At 69.7% G+C, this 20477-nt stretch carries 18 protein-coding genes; 8 read left to right on the top strand and 10 right to left on the bottom strand.

The window, feature by feature from the left end; all coding sequences use genetic code 11:
- Positions 1-137: 137 nt before the first annotated feature.
- Positions 138-1394, bottom strand: a complete 1257-nt coding sequence (gene kynU, locus K7G19_RS17580; RefSeq protein ID WP_150084230.1) for a kynureninase — start codon at positions 1392-1394, stop codon at positions 138-140.
- Positions 1395-1487: 93 nt separating this feature from the next.
- Entirely contained in the window at positions 1488-2150 is a 663-nt protein-coding gene (kynB, locus tag K7G19_RS17575; RefSeq protein ID WP_150084229.1) for an arylformamidase, read from the bottom strand.
- A 252-nt stretch (positions 2151-2402) separates the two neighbouring features.
- Between kynB and K7G19_RS17570 the strand changes: the two genes are divergently transcribed.
- Positions 2403-2885 carry an Lrp/AsnC family transcriptional regulator gene (locus K7G19_RS17570; protein WP_149317797.1) on the top strand — a complete coding sequence of 161 codons (483 nt, stop codon included), beginning with the start codon at positions 2403-2405 and terminating at the stop codon, positions 2883-2885.
- A gap of 66 nt (positions 2886-2951) precedes the next feature.
- Here K7G19_RS17570 and K7G19_RS17565 read toward each other — a convergent pair whose 3' ends face one another.
- Positions 2952-3383, bottom strand: coding sequence for a MarR family winged helix-turn-helix transcriptional regulator (locus tag K7G19_RS17565; RefSeq protein WP_149317798.1), 432 nt, complete (start codon positions 3381-3383; stop codon positions 2952-2954).
- A gap of 39 nt (positions 3384-3422) precedes the next feature.
- Positions 3423-3992 carry a flavin reductase family protein gene (locus tag K7G19_RS17560; RefSeq protein ID WP_149317799.1) on the bottom strand — a complete coding sequence of 190 codons (570 nt, stop codon included), beginning with the start codon at positions 3990-3992 and terminating at the stop codon, positions 3423-3425.
- A 243-nt stretch (positions 3993-4235) separates the two neighbouring features.
- Here K7G19_RS17560 and K7G19_RS17555 point away from each other — a divergent pair, with 243 nt between their 5' ends.
- The 5 genes from K7G19_RS17555 to msrA all read left to right on the top strand — a co-directional run bounded on the left by K7G19_RS17555 (position 4236) and on the right by msrA (position 10042).
- Positions 4236-5306, top strand: a complete 1071-nt coding sequence (locus K7G19_RS17555; RefSeq protein ID WP_149317800.1) for a peptidase M29 — start codon at positions 4236-4238, stop codon at positions 5304-5306.
- Between the two features lie 82 nt (positions 5307-5388).
- On the top strand, positions 5389-6234 hold the full coding sequence (locus tag K7G19_RS17550) for an alpha/beta fold hydrolase (RefSeq protein WP_226108343.1): 846 nt from the start codon (positions 5389-5391) through the stop codon (positions 6232-6234).
- 121 nt (positions 6235-6355) lie between these two features.
- Positions 6356-7600, top strand: a complete 1245-nt coding sequence (locus K7G19_RS17545; RefSeq protein ID WP_149317802.1) for an acyl-CoA dehydrogenase family protein — start codon at positions 6356-6358, stop codon at positions 7598-7600.
- A complete protein-coding gene (locus K7G19_RS17540) occupies positions 7597-9438 on the top strand; it encodes a class I adenylate-forming enzyme family protein (RefSeq protein ID WP_226108342.1) in 1842 nt (613 codons plus the stop codon). Before K7G19_RS17545 ends, K7G19_RS17540 begins: the two co-directional genes overlap by 4 nt.
- Positions 9439-9496: 58 nt before the next feature.
- The gene (gene msrA, locus K7G19_RS17535; protein WP_149317804.1) at positions 9497-10042 is read left to right on the top strand and encodes a peptide-methionine (S)-S-oxide reductase MsrA; all 546 of its coding nucleotides are present in this window, start codon (positions 9497-9499) and stop codon (positions 10040-10042) included.
- Between the two features lie 199 nt (positions 10043-10241).
- On the opposite strand, the gene K7G19_RS17530 is transcribed toward msrA, so the two are convergent.
- The 5 genes from K7G19_RS17530 to K7G19_RS17510 all read right to left on the bottom strand — a co-directional run bounded on the left by K7G19_RS17530 (position 10242) and on the right by K7G19_RS17510 (position 17727).
- Complete coding sequence (locus K7G19_RS17530; protein ID WP_226108340.1) at positions 10242-11333, bottom strand: DUF72 domain-containing protein; 1092 nt, start codon at positions 11331-11333, stop codon at positions 10242-10244.
- A 109-nt stretch (positions 11334-11442) separates the two neighbouring features.
- Complete coding sequence (locus K7G19_RS17525) at positions 11443-12675, bottom strand: cyclopropane-fatty-acyl-phospholipid synthase family protein (RefSeq protein WP_150084225.1); 1233 nt, start codon at positions 12673-12675, stop codon at positions 11443-11445.
- Positions 12676-13005: 330 nt separating this feature from the next.
- Entirely contained in the window at positions 13006-13644 is a 639-nt protein-coding gene (pdxH, locus tag K7G19_RS17520; protein ID WP_149317806.1) for a pyridoxamine 5'-phosphate oxidase, read from the bottom strand.
- A 222-nt stretch (positions 13645-13866) separates the two neighbouring features.
- Positions 13867-15060: an MFS transporter gene (locus tag K7G19_RS17515; protein ID WP_370639569.1), complete on the bottom strand. Its 1194-nt coding sequence runs from the start codon at positions 15058-15060 to the stop codon at positions 13867-13869.
- A gap of 336 nt (positions 15061-15396) precedes the next feature.
- Positions 15397-17727 carry an AsmA family protein gene (locus K7G19_RS17510; protein ID WP_150084223.1) on the bottom strand — a complete coding sequence of 777 codons (2331 nt, stop codon included), beginning with the start codon at positions 17725-17727 and terminating at the stop codon, positions 15397-15399.
- 205 nt (positions 17728-17932) lie between these two features.
- Here K7G19_RS17510 and K7G19_RS17505 point away from each other — a divergent pair, with 205 nt between their 5' ends.
- Positions 17933-18946, top strand: coding sequence for a ThiF family adenylyltransferase (locus K7G19_RS17505; protein WP_226108336.1), 1014 nt, complete (start codon positions 17933-17935; stop codon positions 18944-18946).
- Positions 18947-19124: 178 nt separating this feature from the next.
- Here the strand turns inward: K7G19_RS17505 and K7G19_RS17500 are convergent, their stop codons facing one another.
- Positions 19125-19703 carry an ATP-binding protein gene (locus tag K7G19_RS17500; protein ID WP_149317809.1) on the bottom strand — a complete coding sequence of 193 codons (579 nt, stop codon included), beginning with the start codon at positions 19701-19703 and terminating at the stop codon, positions 19125-19127.
- Between the two features lie 218 nt (positions 19704-19921).
- Between K7G19_RS17500 and K7G19_RS17495 the strand changes: the two genes are divergently transcribed.
- Positions 19922-20467, top strand: coding sequence for a hemerythrin domain-containing protein (locus K7G19_RS17495; RefSeq protein WP_226108334.1), 546 nt, complete (start codon positions 19922-19924; stop codon positions 20465-20467).
- Positions 20468-20477: the final 10 nt, after the last annotated feature.

Genomic DNA, 20477 nt, shown 5'->3' with positions numbered 1-20477 from the left:
TCGCCGGATGGAGATTCGGATGGAGATCCACCCTCGCGCGATGTTTCCCCGTGGTGCGCCCCGCCGCCCGACATCGGGCAGCCGCCGTGCCCGGCCTTGATGTTCTTCGATTCCATGGTCATCGTTTCGCTCGCTGCTCAGGTCACCGCCGTGCGCGTCTGGAAGCGCGCCGCTTCGTAGGCGCCGCTGTCGAGCACGTCGCGCAACACTTCCACCGCATCCCAGACGTCCGCAAAACCAGTGTAGAGCGGCGTGAAGCCGAAGCGGATGATCCGCGGCTCGCGGTAGTCGCCGATCACGCCGCGCTCGATCAGCGCCTGCATCACGGCATAGCCCTGCGGATGGGCGAAGCTGACCTGGCTGCCGCGGCGCGCGTGCTCGCGCGGCGTGACCAGCGTCAGCGGATGGTGGCCGCAGCGCGCTTCCACCAGCGCGATGAACAGATCGGTCAGCTGCAGCGATTTGGCGCGCAGCGCCTGCATGTCGGTGCGGCCGAAGATTTCCAGTCCGCATTCGACCATCGCCAGCGAGGTCATCGGCTGCGTGCCGCACAGGAAGCGCGAGACGCCGCTGCGCGGGCGGTAGTCGGGCTCCATCGCGAACGGCGCGGCGTGGCCCCACCAGCCCGACAGCGGCTGCCAGAACGCGTCGCGCAGCGCCGGTGCGACCCACAGGAAGGCCGGCGAGCCCGGGCCGCCGTTCAGGTACTTGTAGGTGCAGCCGACCGCGTAGTCCGCGCCGGACTCGCGCAGCGCGACCGGCACGGCGCCAGCCGAATGCGCCAGGTCCCAGACCGTCAGCGCGCCGCGCGCATGCGCCAGTTCGGTCAGCGCCGCCATGTCGAGCATCTCGCCGGTCTTGTAGTTGACGTGGGTCAGCATCAGCACGGCGGTATCGTCGCGCACCGCCGCGTCGATCTCGTCGGGGCTGTCGACCAGGCGCAGCGAATAGCCCTGCTGCAGCAGATCGGCCAGGCCCTGGGCGATATACAGATCGGTCGGGAAATTGCTGCGCTCGGAGACGATCACCCTGCGCGCCGGGCTGCGCAGCCCCTGCACGCGCAGCGCGGCGGCCAGCACCTTGAAGAGGTTGACCGAGGTGGTGTCGGTGACGACGACCTCGTCCTCGCCGGCGCCGACCAGCGGCGCCAGCAGATTGCCCAGGCGCTGCGGCAGTTCGAACCAGCCGGCGGTATTCCAGCTGCGGATCAGGCCTTCGCCCCATTCCTGCTCGACGACCTGAGCGGCGCGGGCGGCGGCCGCGCGCGGGCGGGCGCCCAGCGAATTGCCGTCCAGATAGATCACGCCGTCGGGCAGCGCGAAGGCGTCGCGCAGCGGGCGCAAGGGGTCTTGCCGGTCCAGCGACAGGCATTGCTCGCGGGTAGTTGCGGTCATGGCTTCCTTGATGATGGTTTGGCGATCGCCGCCAGCGGCGGTCGCGATCGGTGCGCAGATGCGGAAAGGCGGGGACGCCGGGGCGGTCGGCCCTCAGGACAGGCTGCGCAGCACCGCCCGCACCGGGCTGGCGTCCAGCGCGGCAAGGCGCAGCGGCAGCGCGATCAGTTCGTAGTCGCCGGGCGCGACGGCGTCGAGCACCAGCCCTTCGAGAATCGCCATCCGATGCGTTCGCACCATCCGGTGCGCATCCATGGTCTTGGACTGCTGCGGATCCAGCGACGGCGTGTCGATGCCGATCAGGCGCACGCCGCGTTCGGCCAGCAGCGCGATGGTTTCCGGCGCCACCGCGCAGAAGTCGGGGTCCCATTCGGTCAGCGGCGCGCTGCGATAGGTGCGCAGCAGCACGCGCGGCGGCACGCCGTCGAGCGCGTCCGCGACCTGTTCCGGCCGCACCAGCGGCGCCGCGCCGATGCAATGGATCACCCGGCAGGGGCCCAGGTACGGGTCCAGATCCACCTCGCCGATCGGCGCGCCGTCGGCCGCGTAGTGCAGCGGCGCATCCGCGTGCGCGCCGGTGTGCGGCGACAGCGTGATGCGGCCGACGTTGACCGGGCATTGCTCGTCCATCTGCCAGGCGCTCTGCTGCTGGAACGGCGTGTCGCCGGGCCACACCGGCGTCGCCGGCGACAGCGGGGGGCTGATGTCCCACAGCGCGCGGGCCGTGGTCGGGGAGGTCGAAAGGGCGTCGGACATTGGGGCGCGTCGAGGGGCTTGCGATGGGCCGATAGGGCGATAGGCGATAAAGCGACAGGCCGGTAATGCGGGAGGCGGGTAAAGCCATCGGCCGGGGACAGCAAAAGGCCGGCATAGCATTAGGCGGCGGTGGCGCCGATCCCGGCATGATAGTCAAGATTTCGGGAAAGAGGCTTGCTATTTCGACGGCTGGTTGAGCCGTAATTCGCATAGAATTCGATAAATCGAACACATTGCGAAAGGATCTGCGACATGACGCTCGACCCCATCGATCTGCGCATCCTGACCTGCCTGCAGCAGAACGGCCGCATCAGCAACCAGGACCTGGCCGAGCGCGTCGCGCTGTCGCCCTCGGCCTGCCTGCGGCGGGTGCGGCTGCTGGAGGAAAGTGGCGTGATCGGCGGTTATCGCGCCTGGTTCGACGCCGAGCGGCTGGGGCTGGAGCTGGAAGCGATCGTGCAGGTGTCGATGCGGCCGGCGGTCGAGGGCTGGCATGACACGTTCAACGCGGCGGTGCAATCGTGGCCGGAAGTGCTGTCGGCCTATGTGATCACCGGCGACAGCAACTACATCCTGCGCGTGCAGGCGCGCAACCTGAAGCACTACTCCGATTTCATCGTGAACCGGCTCTATCGCACGCCGGGCGTGATGGACATCCGCTCGAACATCGTGCTGCAGCGGATCAAGACCGAGGGCTCGCCACTGGAGCTGGTGCAGCCGCGCGGGCAGGGTTAGCCCGCCCGGCGCGGCGAAGGCGCGCGCCTGCCGCCGCGCGCGCGGCGCGATCAGCCAGCCGCGTGCCTACCGCCGCGCGTGCAGCGCGATCAGGCGCCGCAGCGTTTCCTTCAGCTGGTCGCCCTGGCTGGCACCGAAGGCGGCCAGCACCTGGGCCTCGTGTTCCGCGGCCTGGGCCAGCAGCGGCCGGGCCCGTTCGCGTCCGCGCTCGGTGATCGACACCAGCGCCTGGCGCCGATCGGGCGCGCCGTCGCGGCGGCGCTCGACCAGGCCGTCGGCCGTCATGCGGTCGAGCAGCTTGGTCAGCGTCGGCTGCTTGGTCAGGGTGATATCGGCCAACGTGCCGACCGTGCAGACGTCGCGGTCGGCCAGCGTCGCCAGCACGCGCCATTCGGGCACGCTCAGGCCCGCCAGTTCGACCTTGCGGTGGAATTCACCCGAAACCAGATGGCTGGCGCGCGCCAGCAGATAGGGCAGGTAGCCGTCGACGAAGGGCATGGTCACGTTGGGCCGGGGGCGGAGAAGCGCGCGGGGCGATCAGTCGCGCAGCGGGCTGGTGGTGGAGAACGCGCCGCCCTGGAATACCAGCGGCAGGCCGCCGCTGCTGTGGATGCCGCAGCGCTCGACTTCGCCCACGAAAATCACGTGATCGCCCTCGTCGTAGCGGCTGCGGTTGTGGCATTCGAACCAGGCCAGCGCATTGGCGAGGATCGGCAGGCCATTGGCCGACAGCCGGTAGTCGACGCCGGCGAAGCGGTCGCCCTTGAGCGTGGCGAAGCGCTGGCACAGGTCCAGCTGGGTCGCGGCCAGCACGTTGATGATGTAGTGCGAGCCGCCGCGGAACATCGGCAGGCTGTTGGCGCGGTTGGCCATGCTCCACAGCACCAGCGGCGGATCGAGCGAAACCGAGTTGAACGAGCTGGCGGTGATGCCGACGAAGGGCGGATCGGCCGGGGATTGGCGCATCGCGCGCGTGGTGATGACCGTCACGCCGGTGGCGAACTGCGACAGCGCGCGGCGGAAATGCAGGGCGTCGAAGTCCGGCGCGGCGGCTTGGCCGTGCGGGCTCAGGTTCCCGTCAGGCGGGTTGGCGTCGGGAAATCCCATAGGTCGGGTACCGCTGATTTCCATGAAATTTCATATATTATTTGCCGCAGAACGCAGAATCACAAGCCAAGAAACACGGCCAGGAAACCCGGCCAGGAAATTCGGGCGAAGAAGTTCGGGCGAAAAAACACAAGCGAAGAAACACGGCGCGGGATCGCAAACGGCAAGGCAGGACTTTGCTGCGAACGCCGCGGAACACCGAGGGGCAGGCCCGGCCTCAATCAGCAGCAGAGGAGGAGTGTCATGCTCGTCGAGCAGATCGAACACCGCTGGCTGGCGGCCTTTCGCCGGACGCTGGAGCTGTGCGCGCTTTCCGCGGGTGAAGTTGTCGGCATTGTAGCGGAGTCGCAATCCCGACAAGTCATCGTGGACTTGGCCGAACTGGCGGTGCAGTCCCTGGGCGCGACCCCGATCCGCGTGCGGGTGCCGACCCCCGGGTTGCAGGCGCCGGCGCCCGTGCGCTCGACCGGCGCCAGCGATGCACTGCAGCAACTGGAGCCGGTGATCGCCGCGCTGTCGCGCTGCCACCTGGTGCTGGACTGCACCGTCGAAGGGCTGCTGCACGCGCCGGAATTGCCGCGGATCCTGCAGGGCGCCGACGGCGTGGTGCCGCGGCTGCTGATGATCAGCAACGAACATCCCGAAATCCTCGAACGCTGCGTGCCCGATCCCGCGCTGGAGACCGCCGTGCGCGCGGCGATGCGCCGGCTGCGCGGTGCCGCCGAAATGCGCGTGACCTCCGGCGCCGGCACGGACCTGCGCATCGGCCTGGCCGGCGCGCGCGTCGGCGGGGTCTGGGGCTATTGCAACAAGCCGGGCCAGGTCGCGCACTGGCCGGGCGGACTGTGCCTGGCGTTCCCCGCCACGGGGCAGGTCGATGGCACGCTGGTGCTGGCGCCCGGCGACGTCAACCTGACCTTCAAGACCTATCTGCGCGATACGGTCGTCTGCCATGTCGAGCGCGACTACATCGTCGGCATCGAGGGCAACGGCGTCGATGCCGACATGATGCGCGGCTACTACGCGGCCTGGGCCGACAAGGAAGGCACGCGGGACGCCTACGCGGTCTCGCATGTCGGCTGGGGCATGAACCCGCAGGCGCGCTGGGACGCGTTGACCTTCTACGACAGGCGCGATTGCAACGGCACGGAGCTGCGCGCGTTTGCCGGCAATTTCCTCTATTCGACCGGCGCCAACGAAGTGGCCGGCCGCCATACGCTGGGCCATTTCGATCTGCCGCTGCGCGGCTGCACGGTGACGCTGGACGGCGTGGCCGAGGTCGAGCAGGGGCGGCTGGCGGAGATGGCACGCTGAACCGCTGGCGCGCGGACCCGCTGACTCGCCGACACGCTGACTCGCCGACACGCCGACACGCCGACACCCGCAAGGAGCCTCGATGCCCCCCTCCGACTCCCATCGCGAATCCAACCGCGATTCCCTGATCCGCCACCCCAACGGCATCGCCACCGTGGCCCGCGGCGACGGCCCCGTCGCCGTGGTGATGCTGCACGGCATCGGCGGCGGCAAGGCCGCGTGGCCCGCGCAATTCGATGCCCTGACCGATGCCGGCTACCGCGCCGTCGCCTGGGACATGCCGGGTTACGGCGACAGCGCGACGATCGCCCCGTACGACTTCGCCGGCCTTGCCGCGGCGCTGGCCCCGGTGCTGCAGGCCGAGCGCGACGCCGGCCGCCGCGTGGTGCTGCTTGGCCACAGCATGGGCGGCATGGTCGCGCAGCAGGCCTATGCGGCGATGCCCGCGGCGATCGGCGGCATGGTGCTGTCGGGCACCTCGCCGGCCTTCGGCAAGGCCGACGGCGACTGGCAGCGCGACTTCGTCGCGGCCCGCACCGCGCCGCTCGACGCGGGCCGGACCATGGCCGAGATGGCCGCCGGCCTGGTGCGGGGCATGGTTGCGCCCGATGCGCCAGCGGACGCGGTGGCCTTCGCCACGCGCGTGATGGCGCAGGTGCCGCCCGACACCTATCGCGCCGCGCTGCATGCGCTGGTGCGGTTCGACCAGCGCGCCGCGCTGGCCGGCATCGCGGTGCCGGTGCTGGCCTTGGCCGGCGAGCACGACGCCAATGCCGCGCCGGCCGTGATGGAACGGATGGCGGCGCGCATTCCCGGCGCCGAGTACCGCTGCCTGCCGGGCGTCGGCCATCTGGCCTGCATGGAGCGGCCGGCGCGCTTCAACGAGGCCGTGCTCGATTTCCTGGCGCGGCATTTCCCGGTCCGCTGACGTCGACCGGGACATCGCCGGCACGCACCATCGCACCGAACGTACCGACGTACCAACGCACGAACGCACGAACGCACGAACGCGCTCGACGCACAACAAGCTGACCACGAGAGACACCATCATGCCCCTGGACTTCGTTCCCGCTGTCGGCGAGGCCGATTTCACCGACGATCAGGTCCGCCTGCTGACGCTGGCCAACCGGCTCGGCCGCGAACGCTTCGCGCCGCGCGCGGCGCAATGGGACCGCGAGGCGAGCTTCCCGTTCGCCAACTATGACGACCTGCGCGAGGCCGGCCTGCTGGCGCTGTGCGTGCCGCGCGCGTTCGGCGGCGAGGGCGCGGACTTCGCGACCTACTGCATGATCGGCGCGGAGATCGGCCGCTTCTGCGGCGCCACCGCGCTGACCTACAACATGCATATCTGCTCGACCATGTGGACGGGCATGCTGGCCGACGGCATCGCGATGACCGACGAACAGCGCGCCGAACACGCGGTCCGCCGCGAGCTGCATTTCTCGCGCGTGGTCAAGGACGGCGCGGTCTACGCGCAACCCTTCTCGGAAGGCTCGGCGGCCGCGGCCGGCAAGGCGCCGTTCGGCACCACCGCTCGCAAGGTCGAGGGCGGCTGGCTGTTGAACGGCCGCAAGATCTTCGCCTCGCTGTCGGGCGCGGCCGACTACTACGGCATCCTCTGCACCGAGGACCGCGGCGACCACCATCCCGACATGCGGGACACGCTGTATATCGCGGTGCCCGGCAAGGCCGAGGGGCTGACCGTGACCGGCGACTGGGACCCGATGGGCATGCGCGGCACGGTCTCGCGCACGCTGCTGCTCAAGGACGTGTTCGTGCCGGACGACGAGCAGCTGATGCCGCGCGGCGTCTACTACAAGGCCGCGCAGACCTGGCCGGCGATGTTCTTCACGTTGTCGCCCACGTATCTCGGCGTGGCGCAGGCCGCCTACGACTTCACCGTGCAGTACCTGCGCGGCGAGGTGCCGGGCCAGCCGCCGGTCAAGCGCCGCATGTATCCGACCAAGCAGATCGCGGTGGCGCAGATGCGCATCCAGCTCGAGTCGATGCGCTCCCTGTTCTGGCGCGTCATTCACGAGGCGCGGCCCAATCCGTCGAAGGACCAGCGCATGCGTCTCTATGCGGCGCACTACGCGGTGATGGAGGGCGCCAACGATATCGCGCGGCTGGCGATCCGGACCTGCGGCGGCCAGTCGATGCTGAAGGACCTGCCGCTCGAACGGCTCTATCGCGATTCGCGCTGCGGCGCGCTGATGTTGCCGTGGACCGCCGAGCTGATCCTCGACCGCATGGGCCGCGAGACGCTGTACGAACCGGGCGAGCGCGACGAATGAGCGGCGCCTGCGGAGGGCGGCCGCATCTGGATGCGGCCAGCGTCGGCGCGCTGCTGCGGCCGCTGCACACGCTGGCCGACACGCAGCCGCAACGGCCGGCGCTGCATTTTCGCGGCCGCACGATCGGCTATGCCAAGCTGTGGAGCCGCATCGAGCGCGTCGCCGCGCACCTGCTGGCAGACTGGGGCGTCGCGCGCGGCGACCGCGTGGCGACGCTGTGCCTGAACCACGATCTGCAGCTGGCGCTGCTGTTCGCCTGCGCGCGGCTGGGCGCGATCTTCGTGCCGCTGAACTACCGGCTGGCGGTGCCCGAACTCGCCGCGATCGCCGCGCATGCCGGCGTGCGGGCGATCTTTCATGACGATGCGCATGCCGATGTCGCGGCCGCGGTCGCGCGCGCCAGCGAAGGGGCGGTCGCAGATGAGGGCGCTGGTGCAATTGCGGGCGAAGTGGCCGGTCAAGTCGCCGGTCAAGTTGCCGGTGAAGTCGCCAGTGCCGTGGTGAGGGCAGTTGCGGATGAAGCCGGCGCGGCTGGCCGGCGCAGTGCCGTGCGCCACGCCCATATCGACCGCCTGATCGACAGCCCGGCGCCGCCGGAGCCCATCGACGCGCCGATCGGCCCGATGCCCGACGACACGCCGCTGCTGCTGGTCTACACCTCCGGCACCACCGGCCAGCCCAAGGGCGCGCTGCATACGCAGGCCGCACTGCTGGCCAATGCGCGCGCCAGCTGGTGGGCCCACGAGATGCGCGATACCGACCATGTCCTGTCGACGTTGCCGATGTTCCATGTCGGCGGGCTATGCATCCAGACCGTGCCGGCGCTGCTGCTCGGCGCGCAGGTGACGCTGCACGAGCGCTTCACGCCCGACGCCTGGCTCGAGGCGCTCGCGCAGGCGCGTCCGACGCTGTCGCTGATGGTGCCGGCCACGCTGCGCGCGGTGCTCGAACATCCCGGCTGGGCTGATGCCGATCTGGGCGTGCTGCGCGGCGTGATGGCCGGCTCGTCGACGATTCCCCGCGCCTATATCGACGCCTTCCATGCGCGCGGGGTGCCGCTGGGGCAGGTCTACGGTGCCACCGAGACCGGCCCCGTCTCGATCGTGCTGCGCCTGCACGAGGCGATGGCGCGGCCCGGCTATGCCGGCTGGCCGCAGCCCGAGGCGCAGGTACGGCTGCTCGGCCGCGACGGCAAGGAGGTGGCCGACGGCGAGGTCGGCGAGATCTGCATCCGCGCCAGCAATCTGATGCGGGGCTACTGGCGCGAGCCTTTCCATCCCGGCTTCGTCGACGGCTGGTTCCGTTCGGGCGATCTCGCCCATCGCGACGCCGACGGCTGCATCGAGGTGGTAGGCCGCAGCAAGGACATGATCATCTCCGGCGGCGAGAACATCTATCCGGCCGAGATCGAGAACGCGCTGGTCGCGCTGCCCGGCGTGGCCGAATGCGCGGTGGTGGGTTTGCCCGATCCGCGCTGGGGCGAGGTGCCGGTCGCTGTCATCGTGCCGGCGCCGGGCGCCGACCGCGCCGCGCTGGCGACCGAACCGCTGCGCGAGACGCTGGCGGGGCGCATCGCCCGCTTCAAGCTGCCGCGCGAGGTGGTGCTGCTCGACGCGCTGCCCAGGAGCGCGCTCGGCAAGGTCCTGAAGCCGCAGCTGCGCGCGACGCTGGAGGCGGCGCGGGGCGCCAGCGATGGCAGTGGCGGCAGCTGCGCGAGTGCTGGCAGCGGCGGCAGTGGCGCGAGCGGTGGCAGCGGCGGCAGTGGCGCGAGCGGTGGCAGCGCTGCCGGTGTCGGCAGTGTGGGCAGTGGCGGTGGCGGCCGCGGCGGCATGAACTGAGCGCGGCGGGTATCATCGTTCGATCGCGCCTTGCGGCGCATCCAACGGGTAAGCATCCATGGAAGATCGAACCGAAATCGCCACGCTCGGTGGCGGCTGCTTCTGGTGCCTGGAGGCGGTCTATCAGCAGGTCGAAGGCGTGACCGCGGTGGAGTCCGGCTATACCGGCGGCCATGTCGACGATCCCAGCTATGAGCAGGTCTGCAGCGGCGATACCGGCCATGCCGAAGTGGTGCGGGTGTCGTTCGATCCGTCGGTGATCTCCTATCGCGAGATCCTGGAGATCTTCTTCGCGATCCACGATCCGACCACGCTCAATCGCCAGGGCAACGACGTCGGTACGCAGTACCGCTCGGTGATCTACACCCACTCGGACGCGCAGCGCGCGACCGCCGAACAGGTGATGGCCGACATCGCCGCGCGCCAGCTCTACGACGGGCCGCTGGTCACGCAGCTCGAGCCGGCGCAGCGCTACTGGCGCGCCGAGGCCTATCACCAGAACTACTTCCGCAATCATCCCGAACAGGGCTACTGCGCCTTCGTGATCTCGCCGAAGGTCGCCAAGTTCCGCAAGAGTTTCGCGCACCGGTTGCGGGCACAGTAAGCGCAGCAGCGGCGGCACCGCAGCGACGGCGCAGAGTCGGCAGCGACAGCGGCAGCAAAAGCGACTGCGGCGGGCCCAACGACGCCGGCAACCTTGGCAGCGACAGCGACAGCGACAGCGACAGCGACAGCGGCAGCGGCAGCGGCAGCGGCAGCAAGCGCGGCAGCCGCGGCAGTGGCACAGGCGGCCGTGGCGGAGGCTAGACGTCCAGCCGCTGCGCGATCGCCTCCGCCAGCCGCGCCAGCGTCAGCGGCGCGCAGCCCTCGGCGTTGTTGCTGACGATCAGATAGGCCGGCTGCCCGGCCTGCAGCGTGCGCACCGCCAGGTCGGCGGCGGCGGCCAGCGTCTGCGGATCGAGCGCGCGCAGCCGGTCGAACGGCTCGAACGCCGCCTCGGCCTGCTCGTAGCCGTAGCCCTCATGCAGCAGCCAGCGCAGCACCAGCGGCCCCGGCTCGCCTTCGTCGCGCAGCGCCTGCGCCGCGGCCTGGCGCGTCAGCGGCGGCATGCGGTCGCGCGCCGCGCAGCCGAAACGCACGCCATGCGTACGCAGCAGCTTGATGAAGCGCGGCGTCAGCAGTTCGGGGTCGCGCAGCTCGACCGCATAGCAGGCGTTCGGCGTCTGCGCCGGGTCGAGCGCGGGCAGCGCCGACAGGAAGGCGTCGAGCCGCGACAGAAAGCCCGCGGCATCGGCCGCCATCGCGCGCAGCGGCGACAGCTGGAACAGCAGCGGCCCGCATTTGGCGCCGAGCCCTGCGGTGGCCGGCGCGATGAAATCGCGGACGGCGATCTCCACATCGAGGAACGCCGCGTTGGCGAGCCGGCCTGCGCCATTGCTCGCGCGCAGCCACGGATCGCAGACGCTGGCGGGCGCCTTGACCAGGAAGCGGAAATCGTCGGGCACCTGGGCCGCATACGCGAGATAGTCGGCCAGCGGAATCGGCGCGTAGAAGCCGCGGTCGACGCCGGCGGCGCGCAGCAGCGGATGGGCGGCATAAGCGCTCAAGCCCTTGCGCGACAGCAGGCTGTCGCTGTAGTCGCCGTCGTAGACCAGGCCTTTCCAGCCAGGGTAGGACCAGGTCGAGGTGCCGAGATGGAGATGGGCGGGCAGCCGCGCGGCCAGCGCCGCCAGTTCGGGAGAGGCGGCGACCGGCTGGACCGTCTTGCCGCGCCGGGCCGGTTTGGTGGCCGCCGCCGACGCGGCCGGCGCCGCGGGAGCAGGAGCGGCGGCGGGAGAAACGATGCGACCCGATGTCTTTTCGGACACCGGGTCGCCGAACAGGTCTTCAGTCAAAGGTGGTTCAGTCGAGCCTGATTGAGTCAGCGAGTCAGCGAGTCAGCGAAGATCAGCGAAGCCAGCGCGCACAGCGCGCACAGCGAAGTCTGGCGTCATGCCGGCCGCCTCAATCCAGCGTCTTGTCGTAGATGTAATGGCGCGACCAGGGCAGCGTGCTCGACGGCTGGGTGGCCTTGTGGCAGACCACCTGGTAGATCGACATCTTCTCGCTGTCGAACGCCTGCGCGCAGCCGGCCAGATAGACGCGCCAGATGCGGTATTTCTTCTCGCCGACCATCGCGCGAATGGTCTCGCCGTGCGTCTCGAAGTTTTCGGCCCAGTGCCGCAGCGTCTGCGCATAGTGCCGGCGCAGCAGCTCCACGTCGTAGGCCTCCAGTCCGCCCTTGGCGAGCGTATGCAGCACCATGCTGATGTGCGGCAACTCGCCCTGCGGGAACACGTAGCGGTCCATGAACTGGGCACCGTCCATCGGCACCTTGCCGCTGTCCGGATCGGGCGAGGTGATGCCGTGGTTCATCGCGATACCGTCGTCGGCCAGCAGCTCGCACATGCGGCTGAAGTAGGTGACCAGGTTTTCCTTGCCGACATGCTCGAACATGCCGACGCTGGTGATGCGGTCGAAGGTGCCGCCGACATCGCGATAGTCCTGCAGGCGGATCTCGATGCGGTCCGACAGCCCGGCCTGTTTGACCCGTTCGGTGGCCAGCGCGAACTGGTTTTCCGACAGCGTGATGCCCACACAGCGCGCGCCGAACTTCTGCGCGGCGCGCAGCACCAGCGCGCCCCAGCCGCAGCCGATGTCGAGCAGTGTCTGGCCCGGCTGCAGGCGGATCTTGGTCAGGATGTGGTCGATCTTCTTGAGCTGCGCGGTGGCCAGGTCCTCGGTGCCGTGCTCGAAGTACGCACAGGAGTAGACCATGTTCGGGTCCAGCCACAGCTTGTAGAAGTCGTTGGAGACGTCGTAGTGGTATTCGATCGACGCCTTGTCTTCCTGCTTGGTATGGGTAAAGCGTTGCGCGACGCGGGCCAGCGTGCTGCCGGCCAGTTGCGTGGTGGCGCGCGAGAAGCCGTAACCGACCGCGATGATGTCGGCGAGCTTGCCCTCCAGATCGATCTTCTGCTGGACGTAGGCCTCGCCCAGGTTGTCCAGCGTCGGCGTCAGCAGCAGCGGCAGCGCGCCGGCCTCGCGCACGGTCAGCGTGACCGCCGGCTGCTCGAAGTTGCCCAGCGCATATTCGTGGCCATTCCAGAGCCGCAGCTTGACGGGGAGGTTGGCCTTGTCGCGCAGTTCCGCGACCCAGCGCTCCAGTTGCGTGTCCAGTGCTTGCTTGAAAAACATGCGGCTTTCCTCCTGATGAATGGCGGCATATTTCCGAACGAACAGCGCTCCAACCACAGCTGTGGGCGGCCTGGCCTTCCGATATATCAGGCTGTGCCATACCCAACGCCAGAGCCCGCTGCCTGGTGCGTCTGGCGTTTCACTTTATACGCCAAACCGCGCAGGTGTGCAGTGCACTGCCTAGACCCCATATCAATGACAGGGGCAAAACGGTGCGCGCCCGATGAGGACCATCGAGGCCACGCCACGGCGACGCTTCGGGTCGCCGTCGGGCGATCCTCAGGACGACCTCAGGCGATCCTCGGCGACCTCAGGCGCCCTCAGGCGACCTCACGGCGACAGCCGCGCGATGCGCCAGCTGCCGTCGGGCTGGCGCAGATAAGCGATGCGATCGTGCAGCCGCGACGGGCGGCCCTGCCAGAATTCGACGCGCGTCGGCGCCACGCGATAGCCGCCCCAGTGCGGCGGCCGCGGCGGGTTCTCGCCGAAGCGCTGGCGGAACTCGGCCTCGCGCTGTTCGAGCAGCGCGCGGTCGCTCACCTCCTGGCTCTGCGCCGAGGCCCAGGCGCCGATGCGCGAGCCCAGCGGCCGCGAGGCAAAGTAGGCATCGCTCTCGGCGTCGCTGACTTTCTCGACGGCGCCTTCGATGCGGACCTGCCGCTCGAGCTGTACCCAGTGGAACAGCAGCGCGGCGCGCGGATTGACCGCGAGGTCCAGCCCCTTGCGGCTCTCGTAATTGGTGAAGAAGGTGAAGCCGCGCTCGTCGATGCCCTTGAGCAGCACGATGCGGGCCGAGGGCTGGCCGCTGGCGTCGACCGTGGCCAGCGTCATCGCATTCGGCTCGGGCAGCTTGGCGGTCAGCGCTTCCTCGAACCAGCGTTCGAATTGCGCGATGGGTTGGGGCGCGACATCGGCTTCGGTGAGGGAACCGAGCACATAGGTACGACGGAGATCGGCGAGTTGCGTCATGGCGGGAAGGGCAGCGGCATGGCCGCGGCGGGGATGGCTGAAGATTCCTGAACGGGTCTCCGATTGCGTCGGCACAGCGTCTTGCGTGCGGTCGACAAGCGGATCCGGATGCCTGGAGTATAGCGAAGGCATCCCGGCCCGCGAGCCGGCCCGGACCGCGCTCCAGCCAGGCTTCAACCGCGCTCCGACCGTGTTTCAACCGCGCTACGACCTGAAGCGGCCTCAGGCGGCGGGCGGCGGCAGCTTGCGCGTCTGTCCGCGCGAATAGTAGCCGGCCACGCCCATCGCGCCGGCCATCGACAAGAAGATCGGCAGCATGCCCAGCGCGGTGCCGACCACGCCGAAGGTCAGCGGCCATACCACCTGGCTGGTGTTCAGCACGGCCGAGCGCAGGCCCAGCGCCTCGCCGGCGCGGCCCGACGGCGACGCGCTATGCAGGATGTTCATCACGTTGGGCTGCGCGCTGCCCAGCGCCAGGCCCAGCACGAACGCCAGGCAGCACATCAGCCAGAACGTCGAGACGAAGGGGTAGAGCAGGTACGCGATGCCGCCGACCAGCAGCGCGCCGCGGATGATCTTCCATTCGGACAGATGGCGCGTGACCAGCGGCATCGCGATGCGGATCGCCAGCGTGGCGATGGCGAAGGCGCCGAGCACCCAGCCGATCGACGAGGGCGACAGGCCGACGCGTGTGCCCTGGATCGGGATCAGGAAGGCATGCAGGTCCCAGGCGGCGGACAGCACCGCGCTGGCGACGAAGACGGCGCGCAGCTCGGGCACCTGCAGCAGATCCAGCGCGGAGCCGCGGCTGCCGTCGAGCGCGGCCTGGCGCGCGGCGCCGGCGCCTTGCGCGGGCAGGCGGTCATGGACGAGCCGCAGGCCGATCTGACCGATCAGCGCGACGCCGACCAGCAGCAGGAAGGCGGGGCGATAGCCGGCGTGCTCGATCACGTAGCCGACCGCCACCGGGCCCAGCGTGCCCGATACCGACAGCCCCAGCGCATGCCAGGTGTAGTTGCGAAGACGGGTCTCGTCGGTCGACAGCTGCCCGATCAGCAACTGCATCGCGACCTGGACCAGCATGAAGCCGACGCCGATCAGCGCGCACGACGCGTACAGCGCGGCGACGCTCGGCCAGATCGCCGGCAGCAGCGTGCCGCCGACCACCATCAGCGAACCCGCGGTCATCGGCCGGCGCGGCCCGATCTGGTCGATGCGGCGCCCGGCGCGGATCGCCAGCAGCATCGGCAGCAGCGCGTACAGCGACATCAGCACGCCGAGCGTGATGGTCGAGGCCTTCAGCGAAATGGCAAACAGGGAAACGACGACGCGGCTGGCGTTGAACGCCACGTGGTTGCACACCGTCAGCGCGATCAGAACACTGATCGGCATGGCGGCGGCGGAATACGGCGTCATTCGTGCAAGGACCGGAGCGGAGGGGGTGAAACGGCAGACCGGAACAACCGGGAAAAGACGAACGGGGGGCGGCATGCGCCGCGCCCCGCAACAGGCCGCGCCCTGACGGGCGCCACCTGCAAATTGCCATCCGTTTACAGCGTGGTGTTGTGCATCGAGGCGCCGCTACCGCTGGGCGTCTCCATGTAAATGGCCATTTAATTATGGGACGCTTGTTGACAGCGTGCAACGGTCTTTTAGGTTTTGGTGCACGGAAACGGGGCGTTGGTCCGCGAGTGTTGCGCTGGAGCATCGGTGGACGACGCAGCAGCGCGGGGAAGTGCGTCGCGCAGCGCGTCAGCCGCCCTGGTACATCGGCGTTCTGTTGGGTCCGGGCGACGGTGCGGCCGGCGCGGCGGGATTCTGGCGGCGCGGCTCCGGCTCGTTGCCGCCCGCCGGCGCCTGGCCCGTGGGAGCCGCCGCAGCCGAAGCCGGGGCACGGCGATCGCGGTAGGTCTTGCCCGGCGGCGGCGCGGTCGGCCGCTTGCGCAGCTCCGCCAGCAGCTTGCCGCACTGGCTGTCCTCGGCCGGCGACAGATCGATCAGCGGGAGCACCGTGGCGACCGGCGCCAGCAGCGCCAGCGCCACCGCGCCGCCGGCCCGCAGCGCCAGCACGCCGATGTCCGGGCTGACGCGCGGGTCCTTCAGCGTGCCGCCGACATACAGCGGCGAGCGCAGCGAGAACACGCGCATGCCCTTGGAGTCGGGGTTGATCGTCAGGCCCAGCCGCTCGCTGGACAGGTCCACCACGCCGGTGGCCGTGATGGTCGCGTCCTGCGTGTCGATGACGAAGGTGCGAGCGCGGCCCATGCCGTTGGTGAAGGTGAAGTCCGCCACCCCGCAGTTGATCTGTACCGGCTTGTCGCCGAACAGCTTGGCGATGATCACGCTGCCGACGTTCAGCCCCATCGCCTCGAGGATGAACTTGCTGATGGTGCCGTTCTCGACCAGCAGCCGCGCCTCGCCGTTGGACGAGCCGAGCAGCGCCGCCACCGAATTGCCGGTGGCCGACAGCTTGGCGGCCCCGTTGATCTCGCCGATGCTGGCGCGCATCGATTCGAGGTTGGGGAACAGCTGCTTGATCTTCAGATGGCGCGCCGTCATGTCGATGGTCGCGCCCATCGGCGTGCGCTTGCCATTGAGCTGCAGCATCGAACTCAGGGTGCCGCCGGCCACGCCGAAGTTCAGCGGCTTCAGGTTCAGCACGCCGTCCTGCAGCACGATATGGGTCTGCAGGTTGTTGATCGGCAGGTCGACGTCGCGAATGATGCGCTGGCCCGTGAAGCGCACGTCGGCATCGATATCGTCCCAGCGCTCGGTGCGGAACGGCGCCACCGGCAACGCCTTGTCGGCCGGCTGGCGCACCGGGCTGCGCGCCGCGGCCTGGCCCGGCTTGGCGTCGGCGCCGATCAGCGGCGCCAGGTCCTCGAAGCGCAACTGCCTGGACACCAGTTCGCCGGCGAGCAGCGGGCGCGGCTCGCGCTGCGTATAGGTCAGCGTGCCGCCCAGGTCGCTGCCGCCCACCCGGCCGGTGAAGTTCTGATAGCGATAGACCGACGCGCCCTTGCGCAGCGTCGCGGTCAGGCGGCCGTTGGTGCGATACGGCGGGGTTTCGGGCAGCACGACGCCGGTCAGCGAATACAGGTCGGCCATGCTCTCGCCGGACAGCTGCAGCATCAGGTCCAGCGCGGCGAGCCGGGCCGGCTCCGTCAGCGTGCCCTCGATCTGCGCGCGGGTGCTGCCGACGCGCACATCGGCCTGCAGCGGGTAGGGCCGGCTGGCGTCGCGCAGGTTCAGCACCGCGCCGGCCTTGCCGTTGGCGTTGATGGTGGCCTTGTTGTAATGGCCGACCGCGCGCCAGCGGATGCCGTAGACCGGTTCGCCCTTGCTGTTGGCCGCTGCCGCCGAGGCCGCGGCCGCCGAAGCCCCGGTCGCGGTGGGCACGCTCGCGCCGCGCGCGGGGGCCGCCGATGCGGACGGCGCGGACGAGGGTGCGGAGGTCGGTGCCGAGGTCGGTGCGGATGACGGCGCGAGGGGTCCGTCGCGGTCCTTGTCGTACAGCGCGGCATCGCCGATGGTCTCGAGCGTCGCGCGCAACTCGATCTTGCTGGCCGCATCGTTCAGCGCCAGATGGCCGCGCGTCAGCACCACCTCGCCGATTTCCAGGTGCCATTGCGATGGCTCCTTGTCTTCGCGGGTGGGGAAGGTCCAGTTGTTGCGCTTGTCGGCCAGCCGTTCGAGCGCGACGGAGGGGCCATCGATGGTGATGGTCGGCAGCGAGATCTCGCGCGCCAGCAGCGGCAGCGGGCGCAGCAGGAACACCAGCTCCCGCGCGGTGGCGAGATTGGGCTGCTGGGTCCAGTCGGGGTTGCCGATCGTGATGTCGCGGGCGGACAGCCGCGGCCACGGCACCAGGCGCCGCCAGCCGCTCTCGCCTTCGGGCCGGCGCCAGGTCAGGATCAGGTCGCCGTTGACGGCGAACGGGCGCCCGATGGCATCGCTGACCTTCTCGTTGAGCCAGGGCTTGAGGCGGTTCCAGTCGAACAGCAGCACGAAGGCCACCACCGCCGCAATCAACACCAAGGGCGTCAACACACTCCACAGCACGGCCTGGCGGCGCATCGACATGAGGGGCTCCTGGCCGGCGCACGCGCGAACCGGACCGGTGCGCTGGCGCGGCTGACGTACCACGTTGCGGCTATTGTATAGTTGCGCGCCGGGCCCTCCTGTCGGCATGCGACTGACATTGATGCCCGCGCTTTTCGCATTTTTTGCCCGCCGCCGTGCTCGCATCGCTTCGGCAGGCGGGTCCAAGCCGATGGTGAAGTCCTCGATGGCCGACGACCCTAACGCAGACTCCCGGGCCGACTTCCGGGTCGATTCCCGGAGCGATTCCCGGAGCGATTCCCCGGTCGAAACCCGGGCCGACTCCCGGGCTGCCTCCAGCTCCGACTTCCGGGCCGACGCCAGCCCCGACCGCAACGACGATCCCGTCGCCGCGCATGCGCTGGCGGAACTGCCTGCCGCGCTGCCGCATGACCGCGCCGAGGACGACGACTACCACCGGCGCTTCGGCGGCGTGGCTCGCCTCTACGGTGCCGATGGCCTGGCGCGGCTGGAGGCGGCCAGCATCTGCGTGGTCGGCATCGGCGGGGTCGGCAGCTGGGCCGCCGAGGCGCTGGCCCGCAACGCGGTGGGGCGCATCACGCTGATCGACCTCGACCATATCGCCCCGTCGAACACCAACCGGCAGATCCACGCGCTGGGCGACGAGTATGGGCGCGCCAAGGTCGAGGCGATGGCGCAGCGGCTGCTGCAGATCAACCCGCGCGTGCGGGTGCGGCCCGTCGACGATTTCGTCACGCCCGACAACGTCGAGGCGCTGCTGGCCGGCCATGACTACGTGATCGACGCGATCGATGCGGTCAAGGTCAAGATCGCGATGCTGGGCTGGGCCCGGCGCCAGCGGCTGCCGATCGTCACCTGCGGCGGCGCCGGCGGCCAGCTCGACCCGACCCGCGTGCGCGTGGCCGACCTGTCCCGCACCATCCAGGACCCGCTGCTGGCCAAGGTCCGCGCCGGGCTGCGCAAGCAATGGGGGCTGCCGCGCGACCCGAAGAAGCCGTTCGGGCTGCCGGCGGTGTATTCCGATGAGCCCTTGCGCTATCCCGAGCCCGAGCAGCAGGCCTGCGAAATCGACGAGGCGCCCTTTGCCGACGCCGCCCATCCGCGGCAGGGGCCGCAGGGGCTGGCCTGCGCGGGCTTCGGCTCGTCGGTGGCCGTCACCGCGGTGTTCGGCTTCGTCGCCGCATCGGTGGCGCTGAGCGCGATCGCGCAGCCTGGCTGACCGGCCCGGTTCCAACGGCTGGCGGTTTTCTCCGCTCGCCGCTTGCGGGAGAGGGGCCGGGAAGATGGCCGGGAAGATGGGCCGGGGAGATGGGCCGGGAAGATGGGCGCGGCGGCACCGATACCTGCGATATCGCCCGGCAACCGCCGTTGTCCCCCTTCGCGACGAGTTCGTGCGCTCAGGCCCGCAGCGCGTCAAGCAGCCGCGCCACCTCCGCCTCGCCGGGCGCAAGGTTGTCGAAGTAGATCAGTTCGGGATACTCGGCCGGATCGGGCATGAAACGCCGCTGCCGATAGTCCTCCCAGTGCGCCAGCTTGTAGGCATCGTTGGGATTGCCGCGCCGCACGATGCGCGCGTGCGCCTCGTCCTCGGGCAGATGGACCCAGACCACACGCACCGTGGTGCCGGCCGGCAGCGCGAGCCACTGCGGGTCGCTGAGGCGATGCTCGCGGATCTCGCGCGACAGCGGGCCGATCACGATCGCGCTGATGCCCAGCGCCAGGTTCTCGCGCGCGGTATCGAGCAGGCCCTGGTATTCCGGATCGCGCAGATGCTGCAGATAGAGCGGGCTGTCGCGATCGTTCGGATCGCCGGTCAGCGCGCCCATCGCGGCGGCGCTGTAGCGGCCGTACAGCGTGTCCTTGTCGAGCAGGCAGAACGGTTCGCCGGTGGCCTCCATCAGCGGGCCGATCAGGCGATGGGCCAGCGTGGTCTTGCCGGTGCCGGCATGTCCGCAGAAGAAGATCAGTCTTGGCATCGAAGGGGAGCGGGCGAGGAAGCAGGGAGGAAGATTGGCGGGCAACCAGCTGGCAACTCTGCAGACGAAGCGGGGAGCCAGCGGGAACGAAGCGGGCGGCCTGCGGAGACGACGCGGGCAACCAGCGGAGTCCACGCGGGCGCCGGGCGCGGGATTCGGTATCCTTGCGCGTATCCCTGTGCCTTCGGGCATTCCGCGCAGCATAACCGATCGCCTTCATGACCGTTTCCGCTCCCGCTTCCGCTTCCCCGGCCTCCACGGCCTCCACGGCCTCCACGGCCTCCACGGCCTCCCCGGCCTCCACGGCCTCCACGGCCTCCACGGCCTCCACGGCCACGCCGCCCGATCTCGACAGCAGCGCGCTGCCGGCCGACCTGCATCTGGGCGAGCCCGTCACCGACCATACCCATGCGGAGTTCGTGCTGCTGCTGCAGGCCGCCCAGCGCGCCAGCGACGAGGGCTTTCTGGCCGCGCTGGACGAGTGGATCGACCACACGCGCTACCACTTCGACATGGAGGAAGCGTGGATGGAGGCGATGAACTTCGGCCCGCGCCAATGCCATGCCGGCGAGCACCGGCAGATGCTGGAGATCGTCGACAAGGTCCGCGCGAAGGTCGAGCAGGAAGGGGACTTCGAGACCGGGCGCCGCCTGGTGGTGGAACTGCCCGGCTGGTTCGCGCTGCACGTGCGCAAGCAGGACGCCGCGATGGTGGCCTATATGCGGCAGAACGGCTTTACGCTCGTGGAGGGGCCGGCGGGGTAAGGGGAGAGGG

Source organism: Cupriavidus sp. DB3, from assembly GCF_020418465.1.
Lineage (GTDB): Bacteria > Pseudomonadota > Gammaproteobacteria > Burkholderiales > Burkholderiaceae > Cupriavidus > Cupriavidus cauae.
Note: the sequence above shows the minus strand (reverse complement) of the source record. Positions and strands in the feature narration are given on the sequence as shown.

Coding starts and splice junctions, on each gene's coding strand:
- kynU (WP_150084230.1), bottom strand. CDS start 1,394: ATGACCGCAACTACCCGCGAGCAATGCCTGTCGCTGGACCGGCAAGAC.
- kynB (WP_150084229.1), bottom strand. CDS start 2,150: ATGTCCGACGCCCTTTCGACCTCCCCGACCACGGCCCGCGCGCTGTGG.
- K7G19_RS17570 (WP_149317797.1), top strand. CDS start 2,403: ATGACGCTCGACCCCATCGATCTGCGCATCCTGACCTGCCTGCAGCAG.
- K7G19_RS17565 (WP_149317798.1), bottom strand. CDS start 3,383: ATGCCCTTCGTCGACGGCTACCTGCCCTATCTGCTGGCGCGCGCCAGC.
- K7G19_RS17560 (WP_149317799.1), bottom strand. CDS start 3,992: ATGGGATTTCCCGACGCCAACCCGCCTGACGGGAACCTGAGCCCGCAC.
- K7G19_RS17555 (WP_149317800.1), top strand. CDS start 4,236: ATGCTCGTCGAGCAGATCGAACACCGCTGGCTGGCGGCCTTTCGCCGG.
- K7G19_RS17550 (WP_226108343.1), top strand. CDS start 5,389: ATGCCCCCCTCCGACTCCCATCGCGAATCCAACCGCGATTCCCTGATC.
- K7G19_RS17545 (WP_149317802.1), top strand. CDS start 6,356: ATGCCCCTGGACTTCGTTCCCGCTGTCGGCGAGGCCGATTTCACCGAC.
- K7G19_RS17540 (WP_226108342.1), top strand. CDS start 7,597: ATGAGCGGCGCCTGCGGAGGGCGGCCGCATCTGGATGCGGCCAGCGTC.
- msrA (WP_149317804.1), top strand. CDS start 9,497: ATGGAAGATCGAACCGAAATCGCCACGCTCGGTGGCGGCTGCTTCTGG.
- K7G19_RS17525 (WP_150084225.1), bottom strand. CDS start 12,675: ATGTTTTTCAAGCAAGCACTGGACACGCAACTGGAGCGCTGGGTCGCG.
- pdxH (WP_149317806.1), bottom strand. CDS start 13,644: ATGACGCAACTCGCCGATCTCCGTCGTACCTATGTGCTCGGTTCCCTC.
- K7G19_RS17515 (WP_370639569.1), bottom strand. CDS start 15,060: ATGACGCCGTATTCCGCCGCCGCCATGCCGATCAGTGTTCTGATCGCG.
- K7G19_RS17510 (WP_150084223.1), bottom strand. CDS start 17,727: ATGTCGATGCGCCGCCAGGCCGTGCTGTGGAGTGTGTTGACGCCCTTG.
- K7G19_RS17505 (WP_226108336.1), top strand. CDS start 17,933: ATGGCCGACGACCCTAACGCAGACTCCCGGGCCGACTTCCGGGTCGAT.
- K7G19_RS17500 (WP_149317809.1), bottom strand. CDS start 19,703: ATGCCAAGACTGATCTTCTTCTGCGGACATGCCGGCACCGGCAAGACC.
- K7G19_RS17495 (WP_226108334.1), top strand. CDS start 19,922: ATGACCGTTTCCGCTCCCGCTTCCGCTTCCCCGGCCTCCACGGCCTCC.